This is a genomic window from Wolbachia endosymbiont of Litomosoides brasiliensis, assembly GCF_013366805.1.
Classification (GTDB): Bacteria; Pseudomonadota; Alphaproteobacteria; order Rickettsiales; family Anaplasmataceae; genus Wolbachia.
This window is the reverse complement of the sequence record NZ_WQMO01000004.1, coordinates 38,218-62,772: the sequence shown is the minus strand read 5'-3', so window position 1 is coordinate 62,772 and position 24,555 is coordinate 38,218. Positions and strand designations below refer to the sequence as shown.

23 protein-coding genes, 1 tRNA gene and 5 pseudogenes are annotated in these 24,555 nt (G+C 34.2%); 13 read left to right on the top strand and 16 right to left on the bottom strand.

Translation table 11 applies throughout. From position 1 onward, the window contains the following. Nucleotides 1–20: 20 nt before the first annotated feature. A complete protein-coding gene (locus GO684_RS01600) occupies nt 21–197 on the bottom strand; it encodes a hypothetical protein (protein ID WP_175938332.1) in 177 nt (58 codons plus the stop codon). Nucleotides 198–341: 144 nt separating this feature from the next. Between GO684_RS01600 and GO684_RS01595 the strand changes: the two genes are divergently transcribed. Further along, nucleotides 342–415, top strand: a tRNA-Arg gene (locus GO684_RS01595). 10 nt (nt 416–425) lie between these two features. On the opposite strand, the gene GO684_RS01590 is transcribed toward GO684_RS01595, so the two are convergent. Together GO684_RS01590 and GO684_RS01585 are read right to left on the bottom strand one after the other, a co-directional pair. Then, a complete protein-coding gene (locus GO684_RS01590; RefSeq protein WP_175938330.1) occupies nt 426–1,376 on the bottom strand; it encodes a complex I NDUFA9 subunit family protein in 951 nt (316 codons plus the stop codon). 48 nt (nt 1,377–1,424) lie between these two features. Next, complete coding sequence (locus GO684_RS01585; RefSeq protein ID WP_175938328.1) at nt 1,425–2,792, bottom strand: UDP-N-acetylmuramoyl-tripeptide--D-alanyl-D-alanine ligase; 1,368 nt, start codon at nt 2,790–2,792, stop codon at nt 1,425–1,427. Between the two features lie 182 nt (nt 2,793–2,974). Here GO684_RS01585 and GO684_RS01580 point away from each other — a divergent pair, with 182 nt between their 5' ends. The 6 genes from GO684_RS01580 to mdh are packed head-to-tail and all read left to right on the top strand — an operon-like array spanning nt 2,975 to nt 6,701. Continuing rightward, the gene (locus GO684_RS01580) at nt 2,975–3,913 is read left to right on the top strand and encodes a hypothetical protein (protein ID WP_175938326.1); all 939 of its coding nucleotides are present in this window, start codon (nt 2,975–2,977) and stop codon (nt 3,911–3,913) included. Between the two features lie 3 nt (nt 3,914–3,916). Further along, nucleotides 3,917–4,285 (top strand): HIT domain-containing protein, encoded by a 369-nt coding sequence (locus tag GO684_RS01575; protein WP_175938324.1) that lies wholly within the window; start codon nt 3,917–3,919, stop codon nt 4,283–4,285. 23 nt (nt 4,286–4,308) lie between these two features. Further along, entirely contained in the window at nt 4,309–4,662 is a 354-nt protein-coding gene (locus GO684_RS01570) for an NADH-quinone oxidoreductase subunit A (RefSeq protein WP_175938322.1), read from the top strand. A gap of 4 nt (nt 4,663–4,666) precedes the next feature. After that, entirely contained in the window at nt 4,667–5,173 is a 507-nt protein-coding gene (locus GO684_RS01565) for a NuoB/complex I 20 kDa subunit family protein (protein WP_175938320.1), read from the top strand. 1 nt (nt 5,174) lies between these two features. Continuing rightward, the gene (locus GO684_RS01560; protein WP_175938318.1) at nt 5,175–5,747 is read left to right on the top strand and encodes an NADH-quinone oxidoreductase subunit C; all 573 of its coding nucleotides are present in this window, start codon (nt 5,175–5,177) and stop codon (nt 5,745–5,747) included. 3 nt (nt 5,748–5,750) lie between these two features. Beyond that, nucleotides 5,751–6,701 carry a malate dehydrogenase gene (mdh, locus tag GO684_RS01555; RefSeq protein ID WP_175938316.1) on the top strand — a complete coding sequence of 317 codons (951 nt, stop codon included), beginning with the start codon at nt 5,751–5,753 and terminating at the stop codon, nt 6,699–6,701. A 68-nt stretch (nt 6,702–6,769) separates the two neighbouring features. Here mdh and GO684_RS05965 read toward each other — a convergent pair. From GO684_RS05965 to GO684_RS01545, 3 genes and pseudogenes are all read right to left on the bottom strand, one after another. Continuing rightward, nucleotides 6,770–6,909 (bottom strand): annotated as a pseudogene (locus GO684_RS05965) (IS630-like element ISWpi10 family transposase); the annotation flags it as partial. Nucleotides 6,910–7,045: 136 nt separating this feature from the next. Beyond that, nucleotides 7,046–7,570 carry a 5-formyltetrahydrofolate cyclo-ligase gene (locus GO684_RS01550; RefSeq protein ID WP_175938314.1) on the bottom strand — a complete coding sequence of 175 codons (525 nt, stop codon included), beginning with the start codon at nt 7,568–7,570 and terminating at the stop codon, nt 7,046–7,048. Next, entirely contained in the window at nt 7,554–8,183 is a 630-nt protein-coding gene (locus GO684_RS01545; RefSeq protein ID WP_175938312.1) for a ferredoxin reductase domain-containing protein, read from the bottom strand. Before GO684_RS01545 ends, GO684_RS01550 begins: the two co-directional genes overlap by 17 nt. A 141-nt stretch (nt 8,184–8,324) precedes the next feature. Between GO684_RS01545 and purF the strand changes: the two genes are divergently transcribed. Continuing rightward, nucleotides 8,325–9,710 carry an amidophosphoribosyltransferase gene (gene purF / locus GO684_RS01540; RefSeq protein WP_175938310.1) on the top strand — a complete coding sequence of 462 codons (1,386 nt, stop codon included), beginning with the start codon at nt 8,325–8,327 and terminating at the stop codon, nt 9,708–9,710. Between the two features lie 25 nt (nt 9,711–9,735). Here purF and GO684_RS01535 read toward each other — a convergent pair whose 3' ends face one another. The 3 genes and pseudogenes from GO684_RS01535 to GO684_RS01525 form a co-directional block, all read right to left on the bottom strand. Further along, nucleotides 9,736–10,245 (bottom strand): DNA-3-methyladenine glycosylase, encoded by a 510-nt coding sequence (locus tag GO684_RS01535; RefSeq protein ID WP_175938309.1) that lies wholly within the window; start codon nt 10,243–10,245, stop codon nt 9,736–9,738. A gap of 509 nt (nt 10,246–10,754) precedes the next feature. Continuing rightward, nucleotides 10,755–11,745 (bottom strand): annotated as a pseudogene (locus GO684_RS01530) (transposase). Nucleotides 11,746–12,186: 441 nt separating this feature from the next. Then, nucleotides 12,187–13,248, bottom strand: coding sequence for an aspartate-semialdehyde dehydrogenase (locus tag GO684_RS01525; RefSeq protein ID WP_175938307.1), 1,062 nt, complete (start codon nt 13,246–13,248; stop codon nt 12,187–12,189). A gap of 140 nt (nt 13,249–13,388) precedes the next feature. Between GO684_RS01525 and GO684_RS01520 the strand changes: the two genes are divergently transcribed. Continuing rightward, nucleotides 13,389–13,802 carry a hypothetical protein gene (locus GO684_RS01520; protein ID WP_175938305.1) on the top strand — a complete coding sequence of 138 codons (414 nt, stop codon included), beginning with the start codon at nt 13,389–13,391 and terminating at the stop codon, nt 13,800–13,802. A 34-nt stretch (nt 13,803–13,836) separates the two neighbouring features. Here GO684_RS01520 and GO684_RS01515 read toward each other — a convergent pair whose 3' ends face one another. Continuing rightward, the gene (locus GO684_RS01515; RefSeq protein WP_175938303.1) at nt 13,837–15,114 is read right to left on the bottom strand and encodes an APC family permease; all 1,278 of its coding nucleotides are present in this window, start codon (nt 15,112–15,114) and stop codon (nt 13,837–13,839) included. Nucleotides 15,115–15,206: 92 nt separating this feature from the next. Continuing rightward, nucleotides 15,207–16,490 (bottom strand): APC family permease, encoded by a 1,284-nt coding sequence (locus tag GO684_RS01510; RefSeq protein WP_175938301.1) that lies wholly within the window; start codon nt 16,488–16,490, stop codon nt 15,207–15,209. A gap of 331 nt (nt 16,491–16,821) precedes the next feature. Here GO684_RS01510 and GO684_RS01505 point away from each other — a divergent pair, with 331 nt between their 5' ends. Further along, nucleotides 16,822–17,013, top strand: coding sequence for a hypothetical protein (locus GO684_RS01505; RefSeq protein ID WP_175938300.1), 192 nt, complete (start codon nt 16,822–16,824; stop codon nt 17,011–17,013). A 305-nt stretch (nt 17,014–17,318) separates the two neighbouring features. On the opposite strand, the pseudogene GO684_RS01500 reads toward GO684_RS01505, so the two are convergent. Both GO684_RS01500 and ispH read right to left on the bottom strand, forming a co-directional pair. Next, nucleotides 17,319–18,302: pseudogene (locus GO684_RS01500) on the bottom strand (transposase). Between the two features lie 527 nt (nt 18,303–18,829). Beyond that, nucleotides 18,830–19,759 (bottom strand): 4-hydroxy-3-methylbut-2-enyl diphosphate reductase, encoded by a 930-nt coding sequence (ispH, locus tag GO684_RS01495; RefSeq protein WP_175938298.1) that lies wholly within the window; start codon nt 19,757–19,759, stop codon nt 18,830–18,832. An 803-nt stretch (nt 19,760–20,562) separates the two neighbouring features. On the opposite strand from ispH, the gene GO684_RS05145 reads away from it, so the two are divergent. Both GO684_RS05145 and GO684_RS05515 read left to right on the top strand, forming a co-directional pair. After that, a complete protein-coding gene (locus GO684_RS05145; RefSeq protein ID WP_369408516.1) occupies nt 20,563–21,114 on the top strand; it encodes a penicillin-binding transpeptidase domain-containing protein in 552 nt (183 codons plus the stop codon). Then, complete coding sequence (locus GO684_RS05515; RefSeq protein ID WP_369408517.1) at nt 21,111–21,344, top strand: penicillin-binding transpeptidase domain-containing protein; 234 nt, start codon at nt 21,111–21,113, stop codon at nt 21,342–21,344. Before GO684_RS05145 ends, GO684_RS05515 begins: the two co-directional genes overlap by 4 nt. 3 nt (nt 21,345–21,347) lie before the next feature. Here GO684_RS05515 and GO684_RS01485 read toward each other — a convergent pair whose 3' ends face one another. The 3 genes and pseudogenes from GO684_RS01485 to GO684_RS05960 form a co-directional block, all read right to left on the bottom strand. Then, complete coding sequence (locus GO684_RS01485; RefSeq protein ID WP_246228191.1) at nt 21,348–21,713, bottom strand: hypothetical protein; 366 nt, start codon at nt 21,711–21,713, stop codon at nt 21,348–21,350. A gap of 111 nt (nt 21,714–21,824) precedes the next feature. Then, a complete protein-coding gene (elbB, locus tag GO684_RS01480; protein ID WP_175938296.1) occupies nt 21,825–22,517 on the bottom strand; it encodes an isoprenoid biosynthesis glyoxalase ElbB in 693 nt (230 codons plus the stop codon). Between the two features lie 429 nt (nt 22,518–22,946). Then, nucleotides 22,947–23,379: pseudogene (locus tag GO684_RS05960) on the bottom strand (transposase); the annotation flags it as partial. 74 nt (nt 23,380–23,453) lie between these two features. Here GO684_RS05960 and GO684_RS05955 point away from each other — a divergent pair. Next, a pseudogene (locus GO684_RS05955) lies at nt 23,454–24,441 on the top strand (IS630 family transposase). Nucleotides 24,442–24,555: the final 114 nt, after the last annotated feature.

Sequence of the window (24,555 nt, the reverse complement as noted above, 5' to 3'; positions counted from 1 at the left end):
TTATACACCTACTATCGCTCTCACCAGAGCTCAATCCTATTGAGAGACTTTGGTTGTATATAAAACAGAACGCTTTGTGCAATAAAGTCCATAATACAATTAGCTTGCTTGAGAGCACCTTGTGCAAATTTATTACTTTTCTTTCTCACTCCGCAATAAAACAACTCTACAATGCTACTTATTTGATTATTTAACAATGAGATTAATGTTAGTATTTGATCCAGAAAAAATTAACACCGCATACCAGAGTGATAAGGTCTTGCAAGAATTTGCTACAAGCATTGCATTTACACGAAATACCTTGACTTTATACGCGCTGAGAAGCATTTTATATATGTTGTGCGCCCGTAGCTCAGCTGGATAGAGCAACAGCCTTCTAAGCTGTGGGTCGTAGGTTCAAATCCTACTGGGCGCGCACTCTTTTATTAATATTTTCTATAAACCTTCAAATACTCTGGTACCACGTTTTCAATTGACAACGGCCGGATTTTTATCGTTTCAAGATCAGTTGATTTCTCAATTAATCTACTTCCCATAACTCTCACCTGATCTCGAGTAAGCACAGGGTTTATATCCCCGGTTATGGGTTTTAATAATATAGAAATGATTTTACTTTCTAAGAAGAAAGCTATTAGCTTTGCCATTGGAAAAGATACATTGATTAATAAGCATCTTCTGTTAGTAACATTCAGGATAAACTTTAGTAAGCTTTTAAAAGAGTAGACCTTCGGTCCACCTATATTATAAATCTTCTTATCTTGTTTATTAAGACTGATAATGCGGTATACCATCTCAGCTAAATCAGTTACACATATTGGCTGAAACTTAGTTGTACCACTGCCAATTAGCGGTAAGAAAGGAAGAACAGTTGCTAGTCTTGCAAATTTATTAAAGAAGTTATCTTCTTTACCAAATACAAGACTTGGCTTAATTATTACTGCTTCTGGAAATGCTGCAGTTACAGCTTTTTCACCTTCCAATTTGCTTTCAGCATATTTTGACATCTTGCTGTTTTCTATTCCCATAGCAGAAAAATGTATCATCATAGGCACGTTTTTTATTTTTGCAGCTCTTGCTATTTTCTCAGCTATCCCAACATGAACAGCGTAGAAACCGTGCTTTTTTACTTCATATGATATTCCCACTAAATTTATAACCACATCGCATTCTTCCACACTTTCCAAAATTGACCCCTCGTCAAAAAAATCGCCTTTAAATATAGATATTTGTCCTAAATTGCCACATAACTTTAACCAAGCAGCTTTTTCTTGGTTGCGGGCAAATACCCTTATCAAATACCCCGTTGTTGCCAAACGTCTTACGATATGTTTTCCTATGAACCCTGTTCCACCAAAAATAACTACACGTTTTATCACGATTAAAACTTCTAATAACTTAACCCTAGATTAATACAACAGTTTCATTTAATATTTTATTATGAATCCTCGCACTATAAGATCCATTTTCACTCCACGCGAACCCTTGACCAGAACTACATCATTATTTTGAACAATGTTAGCTAGGTTGCTTTTCAATTGATTAGAATCATTGAAATGCGTACCCCTTATATTATCTGGTAAAAGACTGTACAATTTTAACATAAATTTACCAACCGTATAAACTTTATCCACGTCATATTTTATGATATAATCAAGTAATTTTATATGAAATGCTACACTTTCGTTGCCAAGTTCTAGCATATCACCAAGCAATGCTACTTTCCTCCAATTAGAATAAGTACCCAAAGTTCTTATTGCAGCTTTCATTGAAGCAGGACTGGCATTATAGGAGTCATCAATCAGATGTATATACTTTCCATTATATTCAGCTTTATGAACACTACCTCTACCTTTTGTTATACTAAAATTCTGAAGTGTAAGTGGTAATTTTGACAAATTAAGTCCAAGATTTTGCATAATTGCCACAACAGCCAGTACAGAGTATACAAAATGTTCGCCTCGTACACATAAATTGCAGTTCATAATCCGATTATTATTCAGTCTAATCTTTAAACTTAGTCCCCCATCACCTTCTGCTACATTCAACAAGCAAACTGTAGCGCTTTCACTCCTACCAAAGCTTATTACATTTCCATTAACGCGCGATGAGAGGTAATCATAATATCCATTATCTCTGTTTAGGATCAAAGTACCGCTATTTTTCATACCCCACAGAATTTCTAATTTTGCTTGTGCAATATCAAATAGCGACGAAAAATTTTCAACATGTACAGGTTCGATGTTGGTAATAACTGCAATATTTGGGTTGCTAATTTTTGATAATTCTTTTATCTCACCAGCTTTATTCATCCCCATTTCAAGAATTAAGTACCGGCAGTTTTCTGGAGCTTTTAGAATCGTTAAAGGTAACCCTATGTTGTTATTCAAATTACCATCATTCACATGAGACACCCCATACTGCGATAAGACAGTATATAGCATATCTTTCGTGGTAGTTTTCCCTACACTACCTGTAATTGCAATAACTTCAGCATTAACAAGAACATTTCTGATGTAATACGATGCCATATCGTGCAAAGCTTTTAGAGTGTCTTGCACAACAATTAAAGGAAGATTTCTATATTTGTCTTCGCTCACTATCGCAGCTGCTGCTCCTTTCAAAAAGGCTTCATGTAGAAAATCATGTCCATCAAAGTTTTCCCCTTTAAGTGCGATAAACAAGTCACCTTTTTTTATGTTTCTTGTATCTGTTGAAATATTTAAGTTGTAGCAACCACCCTTTCCTTTTCCGCCAGTGGCATCAATAATATTATTAGTATTCCACACAAACATAGCTCAGTTTTAAAGTAAATTAATAATAAAAGCAGCGAAAATACCTCACGTTTTAGACAATGTGCAAATAACAGTTGCAATCTCTATAACTTCACTTATACTAGATGTAGAAGTTTAAATGTTTTTATCTACAATTTAGAATATACTATAGTATTTAGTGTTAGAATACTTTGAGGATATGTATGGAACAAGGTAAAAAAGAAGATATTCCAAGCAAAGGGTCTACTTCTATATTAGGTAAAGCTAAAAACGCAGCTTTGGAAACGCGAGATTTTCTAGTTGAAGGTGTGGTAGTCTTATTTAAGGGTGCAGGTAGGGGTTTATGGGTTTTATTTAAGGGTACAATAATATATCCTTTTCAACTAAAAAATCAGTCTAAGTCTCGTAGCGAAATATGGCACGACATAAAAAATGGTTGGCGTTATGTTGTTGGCAAGACACCTAGAGAATACTGCCCACTCATAAAAATCACACAAGCTAGTGAAGATCTTGGTGTACACGTAACAGAGCAAGAGAAAGGAAAAGAAAGGGTTATATTTAAAGCATCAAGGGCTTTGATAGGAGACATACCTTATTTGAGCCAAGAGCAGTTAGATCAAATAAAAAACAATTTACCAGATATAAATATTTTTAGGGAAAAAAACGAAGTTATAATTGAAGTTGATGTTAAGGAAATTACCAATGGCATTAAAGCTGGTCCTGAATATAAAGGAAAGAGTCCAGAAGGGATAAAACAACTTGTCATTTGCAAAATTTACAATAAAGTGAATGAAAACCTCAAAGGTCTGGCAGAAATTACTGGTGGAGAATTTAAAGTTCACACAGACCAGAAACTACTGTATGGTATTGCCGAAAAATTGTATCGTGGGTATACTGAGCAGCCATCAGAATCTAGTGAATTCATTACTCAAAGCAATATGACTGATCCCTTGAGAATGTATCATATAAAAGCTGAAAAAAACACTTCCAAAGGCATGGAACTAGAAGGCAAGTTGAGGGAAGCTATTGGTAACGAATCTAAACTACACTTTAAGGGGAATATCTCTAACAGTAAAACAGAGAACCCATTATCTACACCTGCTCTGAACCCAGGAAGAGAAAAAGGTGGTCGTGCCCCTTAAAGCATGAGCAATAAAGATTATGATAGCAATAACATCTTTGCTCAAATATTAAGGGGTGATTTACCTTGCAAGAAGGTTTATGAAGATAAGAATGTGTTGGCATTTTATGACAAGTACCCTGATGCACCAGTTCATATTTTAGTTGTACCAAAAAATCAATATATTTCATATGATGATTTTATTTTAAAAGCTTCTGCAGAGGAAATAGTGAGCTTTTTTAAAACTGTAAGAGAGATAACATATAAATATAACCTAGAAAAAACAGGATATAGATTAGTTACTAACTATGGTGAAAACGGGGAACAAGTTGTACCGCACTTTCATATGCATGTTTTAGGTGGTAAAAGATTAGGAAAGCATGTAAACTCGTAGCGTTGCTTTCTACATGTTTTGAAATGAGTGAATATTTAACCATAGCAATTTTCATCTGCGTATCAATTATAGTATCTCTCGCCTTGGGTGTATTGCCTATGTTTCTTGCAGCAAACAAACCAGATAGTGAAAAGCTTTCTACATATGAGTGCGGTTTTAACCCTTTATCAAAAGCAAGAAAAAATTTTGACATTAAGTTTTACTTAGTTTCAATATTATTCATAATATTTGATTTAGAAATTGCCTTTCTTTTTCCTTGGGCTGTTTCCTTATCTAAAATAAGCTATTGTGGATTTTGGTCTATGATGATATTTCTTGCTATACTTACTGTAGGCTTTATCTATGAGTGGTATAAAGGCGCATTAGAATGGGAGTAAGTTTATGACAGATCAAGTTCTATCTAATGATAACTGGAATCGTTATAAGAAGGAGGGTTTTTTTGTTATTAAATTTGGTAACTTAATAGATTATGTAATCAATTGGGCAAGATCTGGCTCATTATGGCCAATGACATTTGGTCTTGCATGTTGTGCAGTGGAAATGATGCACACTGCATCCAGTCGTTACGATCTTGATAGATATGGTATAATGTTTCGTGCGAGTCCAAGACAAGCTGATGTTATGATTGTTGCTGGCACATTAACCAACAAAATGGCAGCAGCATTGCGTAAGGTTTATGACCAAATGGCAGATCCCAAATACGTTGTTTCTATGGGAAGTTGTGCAAATGGTGGCGGTTATTATCATTACTCCTACTCAGTAGTTCGTGGTTGTGATAGAATTGTACCAGTTGATGTATATGTTCCTGGATGCCCACCAACCGCAGAGGCATTGCTATATGGAATGCTATGCCTACAAAACAAAATAAAACGAACTCAGAATACATAGCATGGATAAAATTGCAAGGTACATACAAAAAAAAATCAAATGTGAATGTATTCAGCAAGGTGATGGTACTATTTTAATATATTCAACTTTAAATGATATTGAAGATCACTTACTTTTTCTACGTGATGATGAAAAATGTAGATTTGAATTATTAGTTGACATTTTTGGAGTTGATTATCCAGATAGGGAGAAACGTTTTGAGCTAATATACAATTTGCTCAGTATTGTGTATAATATCAGGGTACATATAAAGCTTCAATTATACGAGGGTGATATGTCTCCAAGCGTAGCAAGGATATTTAACACAGCTTCATGGTTCGAGCGAGAAGTTTTTGACATGTATGGAATAGAATTCTCTAATCATCCTGATTTGCGTAGAATTCTAACGGATTATGGGTTCAAAGGCCATCCAATGTTAAAAGACTTTCCTCTTACTGGTTATGAGGAAGTTAGATATGACATAGAGGCAAAAAAGGTTGTATATAATCCTATAGACTTACCGCAAGATTTTCGTATGTTTGACAGCCTATCCCCTTGGAAAGGTGAAGCTACAAAAGCAAATACAAAGGAGTAGAAAATGACAGTACAAAGAAAAAAAATATCTCTGATTGGTGCAGGAAACATCGGTGGAGCTCTTGCACATACGATTGCATTAAGAGAGCTTGGTGATGTTATTTTGCTTGACATTAGCGATGAAATACCACAAGGTAAAGCACTTGACATAACGGAATCATCCCCTATTGATGGATTTAGTGTCAATATTACTGGTACAAATAGTTATGAAGATATAAAAAACTCTGATGCAGTTATAATAACCGCTGGCACTGCGAGAAGGCCAGGAATGAGCAGGGATGATCTCCTCCAAACTAATGCTAAAGTAATGAAGGAAGTTGGTGAAAACATTAGGAAATATTCTCCAAATGCGTTTGTGATAGTGGTTACCAATCCTTTAGATGCCATGGTTTCAGTAGTGCATAAATTTTCAAACCTCCCAGCTAATATGATTGTTGGAATGGCTGGAGTGCTTGATTCTTCTCGCTTTCGTTATTTTCTTGCAAGAGAACTCAATATTTCCGTTGAGGATGTGTCTGCTTTTGTGCTTGGAGGACATGGTGATACCATGGTGCCGCTGATTCGTTGCACTTCCATCGCTGGCATTCCACTTATCCAAATTATTAATATGGGTCTCATCACACAGAAAAAAGTTGATGAAATAGTCAAGCGCACTCGCAATGGCGGCAAAGAAATAGTTGATTTACTTAAGTCTGGATCTGCATACTATGCTCCTGCATCTTCTAGTATATGTATGTTGGAATCATATTTACGTGATGAAAGGCGTATACTACCGTGTGCTACTTACCTTAATGGTGAATATGGTGTAAAAGACTTGTTCATTGGTGTTCCTGTAATCATTGGTAAAAACGGAATTGAAAAGGTTCTAGAGATTAAAATGGATAACAATGAACAAGAGATGTTCAACAAATCAGTAAATGCAGTGAAAGAGCTAGTAAAATCTTTAAGTTTATAAATAAATAGTTTTATATAATTTTTCTTAAGCTCAAGTTTCGCAAATAGCCTGAAAAAGTTGTTTGTAGTTACTTCTGCTACGGCTATTATACTGCGCTTTTTTGCTGCAATTATAGCATTTTATAGCATTCAGTTTTTTTTGCAACATACACATTATTTCGCGCTCTCTTCAGCGTTTCTTTTGCTAATTCTACAACCTTTTCATCCAATAATTTTGATTTTAAACCTTGCTACTTTACTTACTTCAGCATGGCTTCTTTTCTATTATTGCCTACCAGTTCCTTGTACAGTGGAAATTGGTATTAGATTAGAAGAGCTAACTAGAATTACAGGAAATTTTGATAGTTATATACCCCTATGTCTAACACATATCTCAGTGATTATAATATCCAATTTTTGATCATGTTTTTCCACTGGTAAATCTTTATAATATTGTTCTTCATAAGCTACGCCTATAAATACCTTCCCAAGTGGTCGTAACTTTTTTATCGCAGCATCATACCAACCACCACCAAAACCTAACCTATTGAGATGACCATCAAAAGCAACAATAGGAGTGATAATTGTATCGGGGATTATGTCTTCATCTACTTTATTCCATTTTTTAAATCTTAGTAGCTTATTTTTATCAGAAACTGCCACTTTATAGCCTAAATCAAGTAAATTATATATCAAAGGTATAACGTTTATTTCCCCATCAATTGGAATATAAGCAGCAATTGTTTTGCCTTTGACGTAACTTAAGTTCTGATTAAAGAGATTAATAAGGGAATTCGTTGCATAACTAAAATAACCCTCATCAATATTTTTTCTGACAGCTCTATATTGTTCTCTTATCTTCCTCTTTTGTTGTTTAATATCTTTGAACATAATCAATCCATTTTGCAGTGAGTTTTTCTTGCAAATTATTTTGTTTCAAGCGCTCACTTAAAAAATCAAAGTCAACAGACTCCATAGCCTGATCCTGGTTATTGCAACTATACGCATAACTCTCTTCTCCTGTTTTTATATTTACATATCGTTGCACACATTGAGCACAGATTTCTTTCATCATACACTGCATAGGAGAATTGATCGATGATATTGCTACGTGGCCCAATTTCAGATATGGCTTTAAAGCTGTTTTTCTCGCTTCATTTACAGCTTTCATCATTTTATCTGAACCGATAGCAATAATTCTATCTATGGAGTTTAAATTAATTGCAGCATCACCTAATGTTCCCTGCTGATAAGAGATTATCGCATCAACTACATTGCCATGAAAGGATTTATCTTGACCTCTGCTTGTTTCTATTAAGCCTTCTTCACATGCCCAAACCACCACATTTGATGCATGTTCTATCAGTGTCCGTTTAAATAGACCATTTAATTTCTTATAGCCAGCAAAGTATAAAACCTTATTATTATTTTCAAGGTATGCTTTCCCTATTGAAAATAACACTGCATTCCCAACTCCACCACCAATTAGCATTATATTCTTCATGTATTATTTTAACCATAGAAGCTCGTTTTGTTCAAATTTTTTGAGGTTCCATAGAAAAATTAATTTTGAAGAGGGACAGTAAATAAAATGCTTGTGCTTTATCTATGCTAAAGTAAAATTAAACTTTACTCAGTAGTTTTTATGCTCGATGAAATACACGAAGAGTGCGGAGTATTTGGTATAAGCTGCAATAAAGATGCTGCCTTTGACTCTATACTAGGTCTTCATGCTTTGCAGCACAGGGGTCAAGAATCTTTTGGTATAACAACAAGTAACAACGATAAGTTACATTCTTATCATCTTCAAGGTCAGGTGAGTAGCGTACTTGACGATATAGATGAAATAAAAAAATCCTTGCCTGGAAATTATGCAATAGGTCATGTTCGATATTCAACAAGTGGCAGTAAATCTGGTGTGCAGCCCATGCTCGGCAAAAGTAACAGATTTGGAGATTTTGCTATAGCACATAACGGTAGCTTAATTAATATTCCTCCAATACGCGAGCAGTTGATTAAACAGGGATGTGTTTTTCAATCAGATATTGATACAGAAGTGGTAGCGCGTTTGGTAGAAATCAATACGAAAAATAGCTTTCTAGAGAGTTTCATATATGCATTAAAGCAAATACAAGGCGCTTATTCTTTTGTAGCAATTAATCGAGAAGTAGTTGTTGGAGTACGTGATTCAGCAGGAATCAGACCTCTTGTTTTAGGAAAATTAAATGGTTCTTACGTACTCGCATCTGAAACTTGCGCTCTTGATATAGTAAATGCAGAGTTTATTAGAGAAATAGAACCAGGCGAGCTAGTTACTATTGATCGAAATGGTAATCTAGCCTCAGTATTTCCTCTTTCTCAGCAAAAGTCAAGTTTCTGTATCTTTGAATATGTTTACTTTTCAAGGCCAGACAGCATGTCAGAGGACAGGTCTACATACGATATAAGAAAAGAGATAGGAAGGACACTTGCAGAAGAGAGTCCACCAAAAAACAATGCAGATATGGTTGTACCAATACCTGACTCTGGAATACCTGCAGCTATTGGATACGCGAAATATTCAGGATTACCTATAGAACTGGGAATAATTCGCAATCATTGCATTGGAAGAACTTTTATACAACCAACCGCTGAAGTACGCAAAGTTAGAATAAAATTAAAATTTAACGCTAATAAGCACATTTTAAAGGGCAAGAACATAATTTTAATAGATGATAGTGTAGTACGTGGTAGTACACTAAGAAGCATAATAGTTATGCTAAGAGATGCAGGAGTAAAAGAAATTCACTTAAAAATCTCAAGCCCGCCAATTAAGTATTCTTGTTTTTATGGAATTGACACACCAGAGCGCAAGGATTTAATTGCCACGAGTAAGTCCGTAGAAGAAATAGAGGCAAGCATAGGGGTAAACAGTTTAACCTTCTTAAGCATTGATGGGCTATATCAGGCTGTTAACGGAGAGAGGCGTAATAACATAGCGCCACAATACTGTGATGCTTGTTTTACTGGTGATTATCCGATTGGCAAGTAACCTAAGCAAGATCACCAGAACCTAGTTAGAAAATTTTAAACCGCCAAAATTTTTCTTTGCCTTTATTGATCCCAATTCTTGGAGTACAAATATAATCCGGTTTGAGGTGGGATTCATAAACACAAAACTCGTGGCTTATAGTGAGATCTCGTTTGTTATGTTCTTTTGTAATATCTAATCTTTTGCACAGTATTCCAGGCCCGTTTAAAACTGCTTCAAGAGGTTCAATAAGCTTTAGTCCCCGTATTAGAACCGCTGCTGGGAACCCTTCTGTTTCTGTTACAATGTTTAAGCAGTAGTACATTCCATATACAAAGTACACGTATGAAAACCCTGATATACCAAACATTATCGAGGTTCGATCAGTATAGCCTCGTGCTGCATGACAAGCTGGGTCATCCATTCCTACATATGCTTCAACTTCAGTTATTACTCCACTGAAGTTAGAAAATTTTAGTATTTTTCCCAATAACTCCCCAGCTACAACTAAAGTTGGCCGCTCATAGAAACTTCTTGGTAGTATTTTGTTATTCATTATAAAAGTATAAGTCGCTTGTAGATACAAGCAACTTATACTATTCTTGCTTTCTCTTACCTACTCACTTAAGCAGAGAGAACTTGTTGTCCTTGTGATGTGCTCGCATTTGCCAATCGCGGTAAAGCTCCTGTTGTTTCAGAACCTTTTCGTTGTAACTGTCACAGTTATAATGCTAAACTTCGTGTAAAGGTTTTGCCTTATATTGTCTTTCTATCCCCATTTCTTTACGTGTTTTCAACTGCTCCTCAATTATTTCATTACCCTAGACAAGTCTTATAGATCCGTCCTCTTTTATAATAATTTTAATTTTATATTCCTTGCTTTCACAACATCATCTCAAATCCATCTTATATGATCTATTAGCCGCTTTATAGATTCTTATCCCATGCTCAACACCATTGATCCGGCAACGAACTCCTCTTGTGTTCCTCTTATCAGGAAGCAGAGTGTAATTGTTTCTACACTATAATTTTTTGCACACACTACCCTTACAATAATTCCTATTATTAATAGGTCAAATAAGTGACACTACAGAGTTGTTTAATTGTAGAGCAAGAAGGAGAGGTAATAAATTTACACAAAGCGCTCTCAAGCAAAGCAATTGTATTATAGACTTTACTACGCAAAACGTTCTGTCTTATATACAACTAAAGTCTCTCAACAGGATTGAAGCTCAGGTGGGTATGGTATAAGTATATCATCTCGATATTTTAAAATACCTTTAAATTTTTTGACTCATGCTAACTAGCACAATCCATGCAAGAAAGGCTTCTCTTGTTTTTAAATATTGCAACATTTATTCAAGAAATGTATTCATATAATTAAGTATTGACATTCAGTGCAAATAAGCTTAGAATCCTTTAAATTTCTAGGATTAATTATACTATAGAAAAAAAATTTTGTTTACCTAATTTTACTTCAACCTGTATCCAACGCCCTCTTAAAATATCCGTGTCCAATTTTCAAATATGTGCCAAACCGCGATTCATTAAAGAAAAATAACTCTTGTTCAGAATATTTACCAACAGCCTCATTAAGTTTTTTTTAACTTTTCCTGTCTGCCTTTATCTTGTTCATCATGAATTGGTCTTGGCGTAATATACAAAAATTTCATTTTTCGCGCATTATGATATACTGCAGACTTACTGACATTCAAGATTTTTCCTAGACCCTTATTCTCATTTCTTTAATGGTAATACCAGGTTTTTCTTGTATCTATACTCAACTTGTTCAACTCGACTCTAATTTAATCTAGTTTTTCCACAACATTGAATAAGAAGCAAATAATTTTCTTCTTTTCCAAATTTTAGGCGCTTTATCTATGCAGTTAGTGCTGTTCTTGAAATGCAACATATTTTTGCTACGCTATTATACTGTACTTTTTTGTGCAATTACAGCCAGCTTTTTTATAACATATGCGTTATTTCGCACTTTCTTCAGCATTTCTTTTGCTGATTCTACGATTTTTTCATACAATAATTTTGATTTCAACGCCATTTAAGCTTCGCTATTTTACTTACTTTAGCATGGCTTCTTTTCCATTATTGTCCATCCATTCCTTATACAGTGGGAATTGACATAACCTTTAGTCGCAAATATTTAAGAAATTTACCAAGAAAAAAAGGCAAAAGTTACCCCGTATTAGATGGTATTTACTCTCTAACCCTACAAATTGGCACACTATACCGCCTTAAACGCTTTATAAGCACGTTTCAGCCCATATAGGCAAAACCAACGTGTAAAGACATAAGTGCACATAGTGCAAAAAATTAAATATAAGAAGCCAACTACATAATACTTCGTCATTTAATCTGCATAGATTAAAGACAACTGGATAACTTTAGAACCATCAAGAAGTTTGGCAAAATTTATCAAGTGTTTTTCTCGTTTCTACAGGCCATTTAACGACACCCACTTGGTATGCAAACTTCCTTCAAACTACAGCTTACGTGCACTCTGTATGCGTTTAATTGACAAATGCTCCTTCGTCAAGATCTCCAAAATTTGTACTATATTTAGTGCCGCACCTTTACGCAGATTATCAGCCACTATCCACATATTTAATCCATGTTCAACAGTATTGTCTTTTCTAATACGGGATACATAAACTGCGTCCTCCTGTACAACATCAATTTGGGTTGTATATTCGCCATCTCTTCGCCTATCATACACTAAAATTCCAGTATCTTCAACTTCACTTAGCATTTCATGAGCTTGTCCTTCAGTTATGTGCTGATAAAATTCTACATTTACTGCTATAGCATGACCAATAAAAACGGGTACCCTTACACAAGTTGCAGTAACTTTTATATCTGCCTCTAAAATCTTTTTTGTTTCTTCTTGCATTTTCCATTCCTCTTTAGTAGAGCCATCTTTCATAAACTCTCCTATATGAGGAATGCAATTGAATGCTATTTGCTTGGGGAATATTTCAGGCTTTTTAGCTTCATTCATGAAGATTTTTTTTGTCTGATTATAGAGTTCATCCATTGCTGCTTTGCCTGCACCAGAAGTTGATTGATAAGTTGAAGCAACAATTCTCTTTATTTTTGCTTTTTGGTGTAATAAATGTAGCACTAACAACATCTGTATTATAGTACAGTTTGGGTTGGATATTATGTTGTGGTTTTTGTACTCCATGGTTTTTTCTTTATTAATCTCTGGAATGATTAGTGGTACACCTTCCTTCATCCTAAAATAAGAGCTGTTATCTATTACGATGCATCCCGCTTCAGTTGCAATTGGCACGTACTTTTCTGAAACATGGTATCCAGCACAGAAGATGGCTATATCAATATTAGAAAAATCATAGCTTTCAAGGCATGAAACAGTTAATTCTTCGTTACCAAAACTCACCTTTTTCCCCCTTGATTTTTTTGATGCAAATCCAATAACAGAATCTATCGAAATTTTTCCCTCGTCTTGAAACTCAGCAAGTACATTCAGTACCTCGTGTCCTACTCTCCCGGTTACTCCAACAATAGCAATTTTGTGTCCCATATAGATTAAAATTCTCACTTCAAAGTTATATTATATTTTTACCACAAAACTTACAATTATTTTAATATTTTTACCTTGCAATTAACTATAATTTAGTTATCATTATGCAATATTAATAATATTACATAATAAAGTGAGAGATGAGCGAAAAGTATGATGAAACTAAGGTAGAACCTGCAACATTCACATCTCAAGAACCTAAGAGAATCAATGAGTCAAAGGTTCAAAATATTCTCTCAAAAAGAAGATGTGATATAAACTTTGATGATAAGAAGTATGCTGTAAAAACAGTTAAAACACGCTTTCTAGAAACGGAACAACAATCTTCAAAACCAAGAGGTTTATTAGAATCAATACTAGCGATAGGAAGATTTTTAGCAAAAATTTTCATACCTGAGAAAGAAACATATAATAAACTACAACTGCAAACAGGTCGCTCTAGTAAGATAAAAGATGGGTCTCGTATAGATGATAAACATACAGAAGAAATAAGCAGCAAGCTTAAGAAGAGTAACATTGAACAAGTGGATGATAAAAAAAGCCGTAGTCCATAAATATAGACCATTTCAAGAGCATCTGGCATAATATTTATTGTGCGGAAGCCCTGCGGTACCAAAATAAATAAAGAGGCACACCACTCATGGTAAATAAGCTTGCAATTAATAAGGTGTTTAAAGGAGTTTCAAGTATCACCCAGCAACAGAAGGCTGTTGCTATACTACCAGTTAAAAGCTTGTAATAATTTTTCTCCTTTATAACAACCTTTAGAAAAGCAAGACTGCATGCAAGGTAGACAAATAAAAATGAAACTACAGAAAAGTCGATAATCGATGTAATCTGTTGAGCGAAATTGTTATTTGAAGTGAGAATTAGTAAAATTGCAGTTCCAGCTGAGCTAGCTGTTATCCCCCAAAAAGGGGATCCATGTTCGTTCCTTTTAGCAAAGAGTTGCGGCATCAGTTTATCTTTTGCAAGACCAAAAGCAACTTGTCCGCTAGACAAGACCCAGGCGTTTAAACTGCCAATACAGAAAACGAATGCAACTATAGAAATAATCAAATACCAATTGCCAGAAAACATAATTCTTACCGCATTAACGTATGGTGCTTTCGAGTTTGCCAGGTCATTACCGTTTATTAATCCCATGATTGCAAAGTTGTTGATAAAATATATGATAGCAACACAGATTGTTCCAAGTACTACAGCTCTCGGTATAGTTTTTGCTGGATTGTCAACTGATCCTGCAGATGCTGTCGCTAGTTCAACTCCAATGAAACACCATAAAGTTAGGAGTGTAGAACGGGCAAGAGTCTGTGACATTGTAAGACCTGAAATTTCTTCACCTACAATGAAATTGTTTCTATTGAAAAAAAACAATGCTACTACAGGTAGTGCAAGTAATACGGCTATTTTTACAACCGTCAATAGAAATTCAACACGTCCAGCGGCAGTTACTCCTCTTAAGTTTATTAATGTAACAACTACAAATAATAACAATTCTAAAGGCAAACGTACGTTCTTGATATTTTCATGGAGAAATGGTGTAAGATAGCCAACACCTACAACTATTAAAGCTGTTGTGCTAACCCATGAGATTACCCAATATGTCCAACCAACAAAAAAGGCTGTGGTAGGGCCAAAAGCATGTTTTACATAAACGTGAGGGCCTCCAGTCTCTGGAAACTTTGCACATAGTGTAGCAAAGACTAGAGCAAGACACACAGCACCAAACCCTGATATCGCCCAACTTATGAGGCTATAAGTGCCGTATGGTGCAAGGCTAATCGGCAGCATAAAAATCCCAGAGCCAATTTGACTACTGATTACTAAAGCAAAAACAGGAAAAAAACCTATTTTATTTGACACAACATTTCTCAATTTTATTAGTGTAAGCCAGTAGTATAACCTGATTCCTAAGAATTTTAATAAATAAAAAACCATCTTTTTGAGCTAAGTTCTTAGGGAGATTGCTTTGTAGACTTGCGGTACCAAAGTAGATAGGCGAGTGTGCCACTTAAAGGGAATAGGCTCGATATTAACAATGTGTTAACAGGAGTCTCATATATTATCCAACAACAAAAAAGTACAGCCACGCCTCCAATTAGAAATTTGTAGTAATTTTTTTCCTGTATAATGACTTTGAGGAAAGCAAGACAGCATGTTAAGTAGACAAATAAAAATGAAACTACAGAGGCATCAATTATTGAAGTTATTTGCTTGGCAAAATTTTTGCTCGATGTTAAAGTGAGTAAAGCTAATATTCCCAATGTGTTGATTATGATTCCACAAAAGGGGGCATCATACTTGTTTCTTTTAGCAAGAAATTGCGGCATTAACTTATCTTTTGCAAGGCCTAAAGCAACTTGCCCATCAGCTAAAAACCAAGCGTTTAAACTACTTACGGAGACGACGAAAGCAATAATGGAAATGATTAAGTGCCAATTACCAGGTAAAATTATTTTTATTACATCAGCGTACGGTGCTTTCGAGTTAGCTAAGTGATTGCTATTAATCAATCCCATAATCGCAAGGCTATTGACGAAGTATATGATAGCAACAAAAACTGTGCCAAACACTATAGCTTTTGGAATTGTTTTGCTTGGATTTTCAACTGACCCCGCAGATGCTGTCACTGTTTCAAATCCAATAAAACACCATAAAGTAAGAAGTGTAGAACGAGCAAAAGTTTGAGATATTGTGAAGTTTGATATTTCCTCGCTTACAACAAAGTTATTTTTATTAAAAAGGAGTAGTGCTGCTATAGGTACTGCAAACAGCACGGTAATTTTGATAATCATCAATAGAAGTTCAATATATCCAACGGTAGTTATACCTCTTAAGTTTATTAGCATAATAACTAAGGTTAATGCTATTTCTAAAAGCAGATGTATATTTTGCATATCGTTATAAAAAAGCGGAGCTAGGTAGCCAATGCTTGCAACTATTACAGCTGTTGAACTAACCCATGAGCTCGCCCAATACGTCCAACCGACAAAGAAAGCTGCTGTAGGACTAAAAGCATGCTTCACGTAAACATGAGGACCACCAATTTCTGGAAATTTCGCGCAGAGCAATGCAAAAACTAAAGCAAGAAATACAGCACCGAGCCCTGATATTGCCCAGCTTACAAGGCTATAAGCACCATATGGTGCAAGACTAATTGGAATCATGAAAATTCCAGAGCCAATTTGGCTACTAATTACTAAGGCAAAAATAGCTAAAAAGCCTATTTTGTTTGACACGATAACTTTTAATTTTTTTATCTGAGTATGTTAATAGTATAAGTGAAGCTCATAAACCTCAATTGATCTTTTATGAAAGCTTGCATTTTTCAACTCTATAATTAGGTACGGCCAAAGAGTTGGGAGGGTATCTATAGAGTAGAAATTAAGAGAGTTAATCATAGATGGTGATATAATGAAAACGGCAAATGTTATAATAGATAGGATAGGGTTCTTTATAGATGGTTCTATGTTTATAGCTAATACTAATTTCCACTATACAAGGAATGGATAGGCAATAATAGAAGAGAAGCCATACTGAAGTAAGTAAAATAGCAAGGTCTAAATAACATTGAAGTCAAAATTATTGGATGAAAAAGTTGTGGAATCAGCAAAAGAAATGCTGAAGAAACTGCAAAATAACGCATATGCTACAAAAAAACTAAATGCTGTGTGGCAAAAAGCACAGTATAACAGTTGTAGTAAAAATATGTTGCATTTTAAAAACAGCACTAACTGCATGGATAAAGCATCTAAAATTTGAAAGAGAAGAAAAATTATTTACTTCCCCTTAACGTGTAGAAAAACTAGATTAAAATAGAGTCAATTTGAACAAGTTGAAGATGGGTACAAGAAAACCCTAACATTATGTTAAAGAAATGAGAATAAGAACACAGGAAAAACTTGGCTTGAATGTCAGTAAGTCTACAGTGCACCCTAATATGTAAAAATGAAGTTTTCGTATATTGCGCCAAGATCAATTTACAATGAATAAGATAAAGGTAGACAGGAAAAGTTAAAAAAAACTTAATGAGACTGTTGGTAATGCCAATTTTCATTGTTAATGAATCAAATAAGCTGGTTGCAAAGTTGTTTAATTGCAGAGTGAGAAAGAGAGATAACAAATTTGCATAAAGTACCCTCAAGCAGAGCAATTATATTATAGATTTCATTACGCAAGATGTTCTGTTTTATATACAATCAAAGTCTCTCAATAGGGCTAAACTCAGATGAGTATAGTGGTGAGTATATAATCTCAGTATTTTTAGGTACTTTTAAATTTTTCAACTTACGTCACTAGTACAATCCATGATAAAAAAGGCTTCTCATGTTCTTAAGTATTGTAACATTTATTCAAGAAATATACTCGTATAATCAGCGTTGACATTATTCCGTGCAAATAAGCTAGAAATCTTTCTATTTCTAGGATTAACTGCACTGTATAGATAAAAATTTTGCTACATAATTTTACTTTAACCTGTATTTTAATGCCCTTTTTAAATTACCCGCACCCAACTTTCGAATGTGTGCTAAACCGTGATTCATCAAAGAAAAATAGCTCTTGTTCAGGGTGCTTACCAGCAGTTCCATTAAATTTTTTTAAGTCTTCCCATCTGCCTTTATCTTGTTCGTTGTGAATTGGTCTTGCGTAATATACGAAAGCTCCACTTTTTGCATATTACCATAGACTTGCTGACATTCAGCCAAATTTTTCCTAGATTCTTATTCTTATTTCTCTAATAGTAATATTAGAGTTTTTTCGTATCTACACTTCAACTTGTTCAAATTAACTCTAACTCAACCTGGTTTTTCTACAACGTTAAGAAGGAGAAAACAATTTTTCTTCTCTTCAAAATTTTAGAATTTTGTACATGTAGTCAATGCCGTTCTTGAAATACAACGTATTTTTGCTACGGCCCTATACTGTGTTTTTTGCTGCAATTACAGCATTTAGTTTTTTTGCACAACATAAGCGCTATTTTGCACTTTCTTCAGTATTTCTTTTGCTAATTCTACAACTTTTTTATCCAATAATTTTGATTTCAACGCCATTTAAACCTTCTATTTTACCTACTTCAGTAAGGCTTCTTTTATTGGCTATCCGCTCCTTGCACAGAGAAACTGACATTAATTCTAGAAATGGAGAGAGTTACAGCTTAATTATACCGAATGTCAATACTGATTGTATGAATATACTTCTTAAACAGATGTTATAATATCTAAGAACACGAGAAGTCTTCTTGTTATAGATTATGTTAGTTAGCATAAGTCGAAAAATTTAAAGGCACCTAAAAATATCAAGATTATATACCTCCACCATACTCATCATGGCTCAATCCTACTGAGAGACTTTAGTTGTATATAAAACAGAACATCTTGTATAATAAAGCCTATAATACAATTGTTTTGCTCGAGAGCGGTTCATACAAATTTATCATCTCTCTTTCTCACTCCACAATCAAACAACTTTACAATTTCACTTATTTGACTCACTAACAATGAGAATTGGTATAAGTGTGTGCTTACTATTTTGGTAGCTATTACCAGAGGCCTAACCAGGATTGCAAACAAGATTTACTTCAAACTAAATTCGGTATCTTAAACTGAACATTTTCGGTGACTCCACCTGGCATGATTGAAACCCTTGTATTTACGTTTGTTTTCAAGTGATTTATTAATTCATCAACTAATATGTCAGGGGCAGAGGCACCTGCAGTGATTCCTATCTTTTCTACGCCTTGTAACCAACTTTTGTTCATACAGCTGTAATTATCGATTAAATAAGCTCTTTTTCCTCTGGCAATGCACAGATCTAGTAAGCGATTTGAGTTCGAACTATTTTTACTCCCTATAATTAGCATTATGTCTACAATTTCAGCTAATTTTTTGACAGCATTCTGCCTATTTTGCGTTGCATAACATATATCCTTTAAGTTTGGGCCTGTAATGTTTGGGAATTTGAGCTTTAGGGCAGTAATAATTTCACGGGTGTCGTCAATACTCAACGTAGTTTGTGTAACATAAGATAAATTATCTGGATCTTTAACCTTTAAATTGTGTACATTCTGTAGGGTTTGCACTAAAATTATATGGTTATTCACTCTTCCTCTGATTCCTTTAACTTCTGGGTGGTTTTTATGCCCAATTAAAATTAACTCTTTACCATTATCTTCATACCTTTTTGCTTCTTTATGTACTTTGCTAACTAGAGGGCATGTTGCATTAATTACTTGAATACCCTTTCTTTTTGCCTCGTCTTCTATACTTTTTGACACTCCATGTGCACTGAAGACCAGTATTCCTCCATTTTCCTTAATATCCCAGATGCTATTCACAAAAACCACACCTTGTCTTTTAAAGTTCTCTACTATATATTTATTATGAACAATTTCGTGCAGCACATAGACCTTACGCTTGTTTCGGTATTTTTCTAAAGTGATAGCTAATATGTCTACAGCTCTTTTGACTCCCGCACAAAAACCACGCGGTTCAGCTAAAATGATTTCCATTTTTTTAAATCGAGTAAGTATGCAAGCATTGCTTAAAAATAAGCTCCGTTCACTGTTTTTTATAGTACCATTATTTGTATTTTATATAATAATTATTTTTCATATATTCTCTTTAACGTTTGATCAATTTAGTGCTGTATAGGATTCAGAAAAAGGCACTAAGGTGTATAAGCAGCCTAATATTTTAGGTAGGAATAGGGTGGTAATAGTAACAGACGTATCCACAACATCACTATATATAGATCCAACCAGAGTAAAAAATCGAAAAGTATAGCAGCACAACTGTGTTCTGTTTTAAATGACTGAGTATAAAAATTTATATAAATACTTGTTTCAAAAAAGAAGTTTGCTTGGATAAAACAGCATTTAATTCTAAAAGAGTTGCTAGCGGTCAAAAATACTGATGTACCTGGAGTAAATTTTTACGATGATGTGAAATATGTATACCTACACAATAATTTGTTTTCACACGTGTTTGGCTACTGATATAGATGATAAGGGCATCGCCAGAGTTGAGGCATACACAAGTAAGACTGGATTCCAGTCCCACGCTACCCAAATGATACCTGGTGAATATGTTTAACCATCCTTAGATACACGAGTGCAAAGCGTAGTACATGAAGAATTAACCAAAGTTGTAAACGGATATCAAGCACTTGGTGAAGTAGGACTTGCTTTAAATGGGGCAATAGCGAGATCATTTTAATGGTCAGCTTGCCTGATTTTAATTCCAACCTGCAGAATAAAATGAAAGAAGTACAAAAGTTTAATTGCACCAGTCTTGGAGAGTATGAGATGAATCAGTGCTAAAATTTTTTACAATAGCTGCAGTGCTTGATGCAAACGCTGTAAAAACTAGTGATTTGTATGACGTATCAAAGCCAATCACGATTGGAAAGTATAAAATTCAAGACTTTCATAGATCTGAAATTCCAAAAACTACTGTGCGAGATATACTCGTGAAATCGTCCAACATCAGTATAGTAAAAATTGCAGCCAAATTAGGCATTAAGAAGCAAGTAGAATATCTTAAAAACATAAAACTATTTTCTCTTTTGAAAATAGAAATACCGGAAAAATCTACACCAATAACTCCAGATAAATGGGGTGAAAGCACTTTAATAACGGCACCTTGCGGTTATGGAACAGCTGTAGCCCCGATACATCTTGTACAAATTGCAGCCACATTAATCAACAATGGGATATTTCATAATTCAACTTTGATATTAAATAAAAAAAGTATAGGAGAGCAGATTATTACAAGCAGCACTTCCAAAGAAGTAAGAAAATTGTTACGTGCAGCAGTAACAGATGGAACAGGTAGGAGAGCAAGCATAAAAGTGTATTTGATATAGGAGGTAAAACTGGATCAGCAGAAAAAGCTGTAAACGGTAAGTACAACAAGAATGCAAATACAGCATCATTTATAGAAGTGTTAACTACAATTGATTCAAAATATATAGCACTAATTGTTATTGATAAACCTCAAGACATACATCGCACCGGAGGAATAATTGCTGCGCCTGTAGCTAAGGACATTACAAATAAAATAGCACCTATATTAAATATCACACCTGAGATGTAAGAGTTATAGTTTCTTTATTAGAATTTTAAGTTTATAATTCTGTTCACTTTCATCAACACAAAGAAATCCATCTTTTGTTGCACCACAATTTTCAGGAGCGATGTCTAAATTGATTTTTTTGCCACTGTCATCCATACTCAAACGGACCCTTGGTTCAAAAAAGTCAATTATATTAGTCTTAAATTTCTTTGTTACCCTTCCATCAGGAGAAACTAGATCAAATTCCTGAATATTGCTTGGGTCAATATTTCCTATATAACTACTACAACCACTATCCGTGCAACATGAACTCTCAACTATATAACCTTCACTTGGAACTTCTGCAAAAAAACCCCACAAATCACTTGACATATAAAATATCCTCAACATTTACTCATTGAAAAAGTATATATACCTTCTAAGTGTATGTAACTATAGTACATCTCAAAATACAAAGTTCAACAATTAATTGTGTAAGAGATATAAATTACTAACGGCCACTTAATTCCTTTTATTAGTTTTTTTTACCATGCTGTCAATCATATGCTTTATCCCTTGGTATACAGAATACGTACTTTCGTCTCTACGCATATAAGCAGAACAGGAAAACACATTATGTTCTTCGTCCTCTATTGATAACTCCGTGTCGCATTTTATGTGCTCACCACCTAGCTTTTCTATTAGCTTTTCTCTGTTATCTCCTATCGTAACCTTAATCTTACTTTCTTCTTTACCTATTTTACTACCTAAAATAGAAACAATTACTGCTGGAGATATACATATAGCTCCTATTGGTTTTTTTGTAATAAAAAATTCTGAAACTAATCTTTCAAACTCAGGTATTACTGTTACTACTTCTTTATTTTCAGCTAAGTCAGATAAATTTTTTGCAACTCCATATCCACCAGGCACAACTAACATATCAAAGTCCTCGGCTTTAGCCTCTTTTATGTCACATATTTCGCTCCTTGCAATTCTTGCTGCTTCCACAAGTACGTTTCTTTTATCTTTCACTGCTTCTGTTGTTTTATGGTTTATAACCTGTGTAATATTAATATCAGGTGCAAAGCATTTGACCTTCACTTCTTGCTGATCAAGTACAAGTAGACTTAAAACAGCTTCTCTCACTTCTGCACCATCAAGATGACCGCACCCTGACAAAACCACAGCAGCTTTTAATTTTTTTTCACTCATAGAGTACCTTGATTTCACATAATTTAGGTATTGTAATACAAATTCTATGTTTGGAAAGGGGTAATTATATTAATTATTTTATGTTAGTTAAGGTATAATTGGTAACTAACGTGTACAATTAAACATATTTATAATTGATGGAGTTCAACATGGCGCTTGAAGAAGGAGAGAGCTTTTATTGGGATAAGATAAACTAGAAGAAACTGTTTCAACGTATAATAAAAGCAATTGCGTGATCCTTACAGGGGAAAAAAGTTGTTTGAAGTTATACAGAATAAGTTGGGAAAATAGATTTTAATGACCTGGATTTAGCGATTAATTACCAAAGCTTGCAAATAAAGAAGTGAATAAAGAATTTTTTATAAAATTGATCGAAGAAGCGCTTATAAATTCAACTTTTAAAAAATCAACTTATATCAATTCTCATTATTAGTGGGTCAAATAAGTGACATTGCAGAGTTGTTTAGTTGTAAAATGAGAAAAAGAGGTAATAAGTTTACATAAAGCGCTCCCAAGCAAAGCAATTGTACTATAGACTTTGTTACGCAAAATGTTCTGTTTTATATATAGCCAAAGTCTCTCAACAGGATTGAGCTTGAGTGTGTATGATGGCAGGTGTACGATTCCAATGTCTTTAGGTACCTTTAAATTTTTTGACTTGTGCTAATAGCACAATTCACACTAAGAAAGGCTTCTTGTATTCTTAAGTAGAGTGACATTTATTCAAGAAATATATTTATACAATCAGTATTGACACATTCCGTGCAAGTAAGCTAGAGCTCTCCCCATTTCCAGGATTAACTGTACTGTACAGATAAAAATTTTGTCTACCTAATTTTACTTTAACCTGTGTTCTAATACCAATTCTTACTGTATAAGGAACGGATAATAATAGGGAAGAAGCCATGCTGAAGTAAGTAAAATAGCGAAATTTAAATGGAGTTAAAATTGAAATTATTGGATGAAGAGCCGTAGAATTGGTAAAAGAAACACTGAATAAAGTGCAAAATAACGCTTATGTTACAAAAAAACTAAATGCTGTAATTGCAGAAAAAACACAGTATAGCGGCTGTAGCAAAAACATGTTGTATTTCAAGAACAGCATTGACCACATAGGTAAAGCCCTAAAATTTTGAGAGAAAAAAAACTGTTTGCTCTTCCTCAATGTCGTAAAAAAACCAGATTGGGTCAGAGCTAACTTAAACAAGTTGAAGTATGGATACAAGAAAACTCTAATGTTACTATTAGAGAAATAAGAACAAGAACCCAGGAAAAACTTGGCCTGAATGTTAGCAAGTCCATAGCACATTGCAATATGCAAAAAATGAAGTTTTTGTATACTACACCAAGAATAATTTATAATAAACAAGATAAAAGTAGATAGGAAGAGTTTTTAAAAAAACTTAATGAGACTACTAGTAAGTATTCTGAACAAGAGTTATTCATCCTTGGTGAATCGTAGTTCAGCACATATTTGAAAGTTGAATACTGGGGGTTTAAAAAAGGTGTTAGAATACAGGCTAAAGTAAAATTAGGTAGACCAAAATTTTTATCTGTACAGTGCAGTTAATCCTAGAAATGGAGAGAGTTCTAGTTTATTTGCGCGGAATGTGTCAATACTGATTATATAAATATATTTCTTGAATAAATGTTGCAATACTTAAGAACACGAGAAGCCTTTTTTATCATGGATTGTGCTAGTTAACGTAAGTTAAAAAATTTAAAAGTACCTAAAAATATTGAGATTATATACTCACCACTATACTCATCTGAGCCCAATCCTATTGAGAAACTTTGGTTATATATAAAACAGAACATTTTGCGTAATAAAGTCTATAATACAATTGCCTTGCTTGAGAGCACTTTGCGCAAATTCATTACCCCTCTTTTCCACTACGATACTACTTATTTGACCTACTACTAATGGGAATTAGTATAGCATTAGTTTTCTTATACCCATACTTCAACTTGTTTAAATTGACTCTGGCTCAATCTGGTTTTTCTATGACGTTGAGGAGGAGCAAACAATTTTTCTTCT

What these genes read in the sequence shown, in the direction of transcription:
- GO684_RS01585 (WP_175938328.1), bottom strand. Translation starts at nt 2,792, where the DNA reads ATGTTTGTGTGGAATACTAATAATATTATTGATGCCACTGGCGGAAAA.
- GO684_RS01580 (WP_175938326.1), top strand. Translation starts at nt 2,975, where the DNA reads ATGGAACAAGGTAAAAAAGAAGATATTCCAAGCAAAGGGTCTACTTCT.
- GO684_RS01575 (WP_175938324.1), top strand. Translation starts at nt 3,917, where the DNA reads ATGAGCAATAAAGATTATGATAGCAATAACATCTTTGCTCAAATATTA.
- GO684_RS01570 (WP_175938322.1), top strand. Translation starts at nt 4,309, where the DNA reads ATGAGTGAATATTTAACCATAGCAATTTTCATCTGCGTATCAATTATA.
- GO684_RS01565 (WP_175938320.1), top strand. Translation starts at nt 4,667, where the DNA reads ATGACAGATCAAGTTCTATCTAATGATAACTGGAATCGTTATAAGAAG.
- GO684_RS01560 (WP_175938318.1), top strand. Translation starts at nt 5,175, where the DNA reads ATGGATAAAATTGCAAGGTACATACAAAAAAAAATCAAATGTGAATGT.
- mdh (WP_175938316.1), top strand. Translation starts at nt 5,751, where the DNA reads ATGACAGTACAAAGAAAAAAAATATCTCTGATTGGTGCAGGAAACATC.
- GO684_RS01550 (WP_175938314.1), bottom strand. Translation starts at nt 7,570, where the DNA reads ATGTTCAAAGATATTAAACAACAAAAGAGGAAGATAAGAGAACAATAT.
- GO684_RS01545 (WP_175938312.1), bottom strand. Translation starts at nt 8,183, where the DNA reads ATGAAGAATATAATGCTAATTGGTGGTGGAGTTGGGAATGCAGTGTTA.
- purF (WP_175938310.1), top strand. Translation starts at nt 8,325, where the DNA reads ATGCTCGATGAAATACACGAAGAGTGCGGAGTATTTGGTATAAGCTGC.
- GO684_RS01535 (WP_175938309.1), bottom strand. Translation starts at nt 10,245, where the DNA reads ATGAATAACAAAATACTACCAAGAAGTTTCTATGAGCGGCCAACTTTA.
- GO684_RS01525 (WP_175938307.1), bottom strand. Translation starts at nt 13,248, where the DNA reads ATGGGACACAAAATTGCTATTGTTGGAGTAACCGGGAGAGTAGGACAC.
- GO684_RS01520 (WP_175938305.1), top strand. Translation starts at nt 13,389, where the DNA reads ATGAGCGAAAAGTATGATGAAACTAAGGTAGAACCTGCAACATTCACA.
- ispH (WP_175938298.1), bottom strand. Translation starts at nt 19,759, where the DNA reads ATGGAAATCATTTTAGCTGAACCGCGTGGTTTTTGTGCGGGAGTCAAA.
- GO684_RS01485 (WP_246228191.1), bottom strand. Translation starts at nt 21,713, where the DNA reads ATGTTGAGGATATTTTATATGTCAAGTGATTTGTGGGGTTTTTTTGCA.
- elbB (WP_175938296.1), bottom strand. Translation starts at nt 22,517, where the DNA reads ATGAGTGAAAAAAAATTAAAAGCTGCTGTGGTTTTGTCAGGGTGCGGT.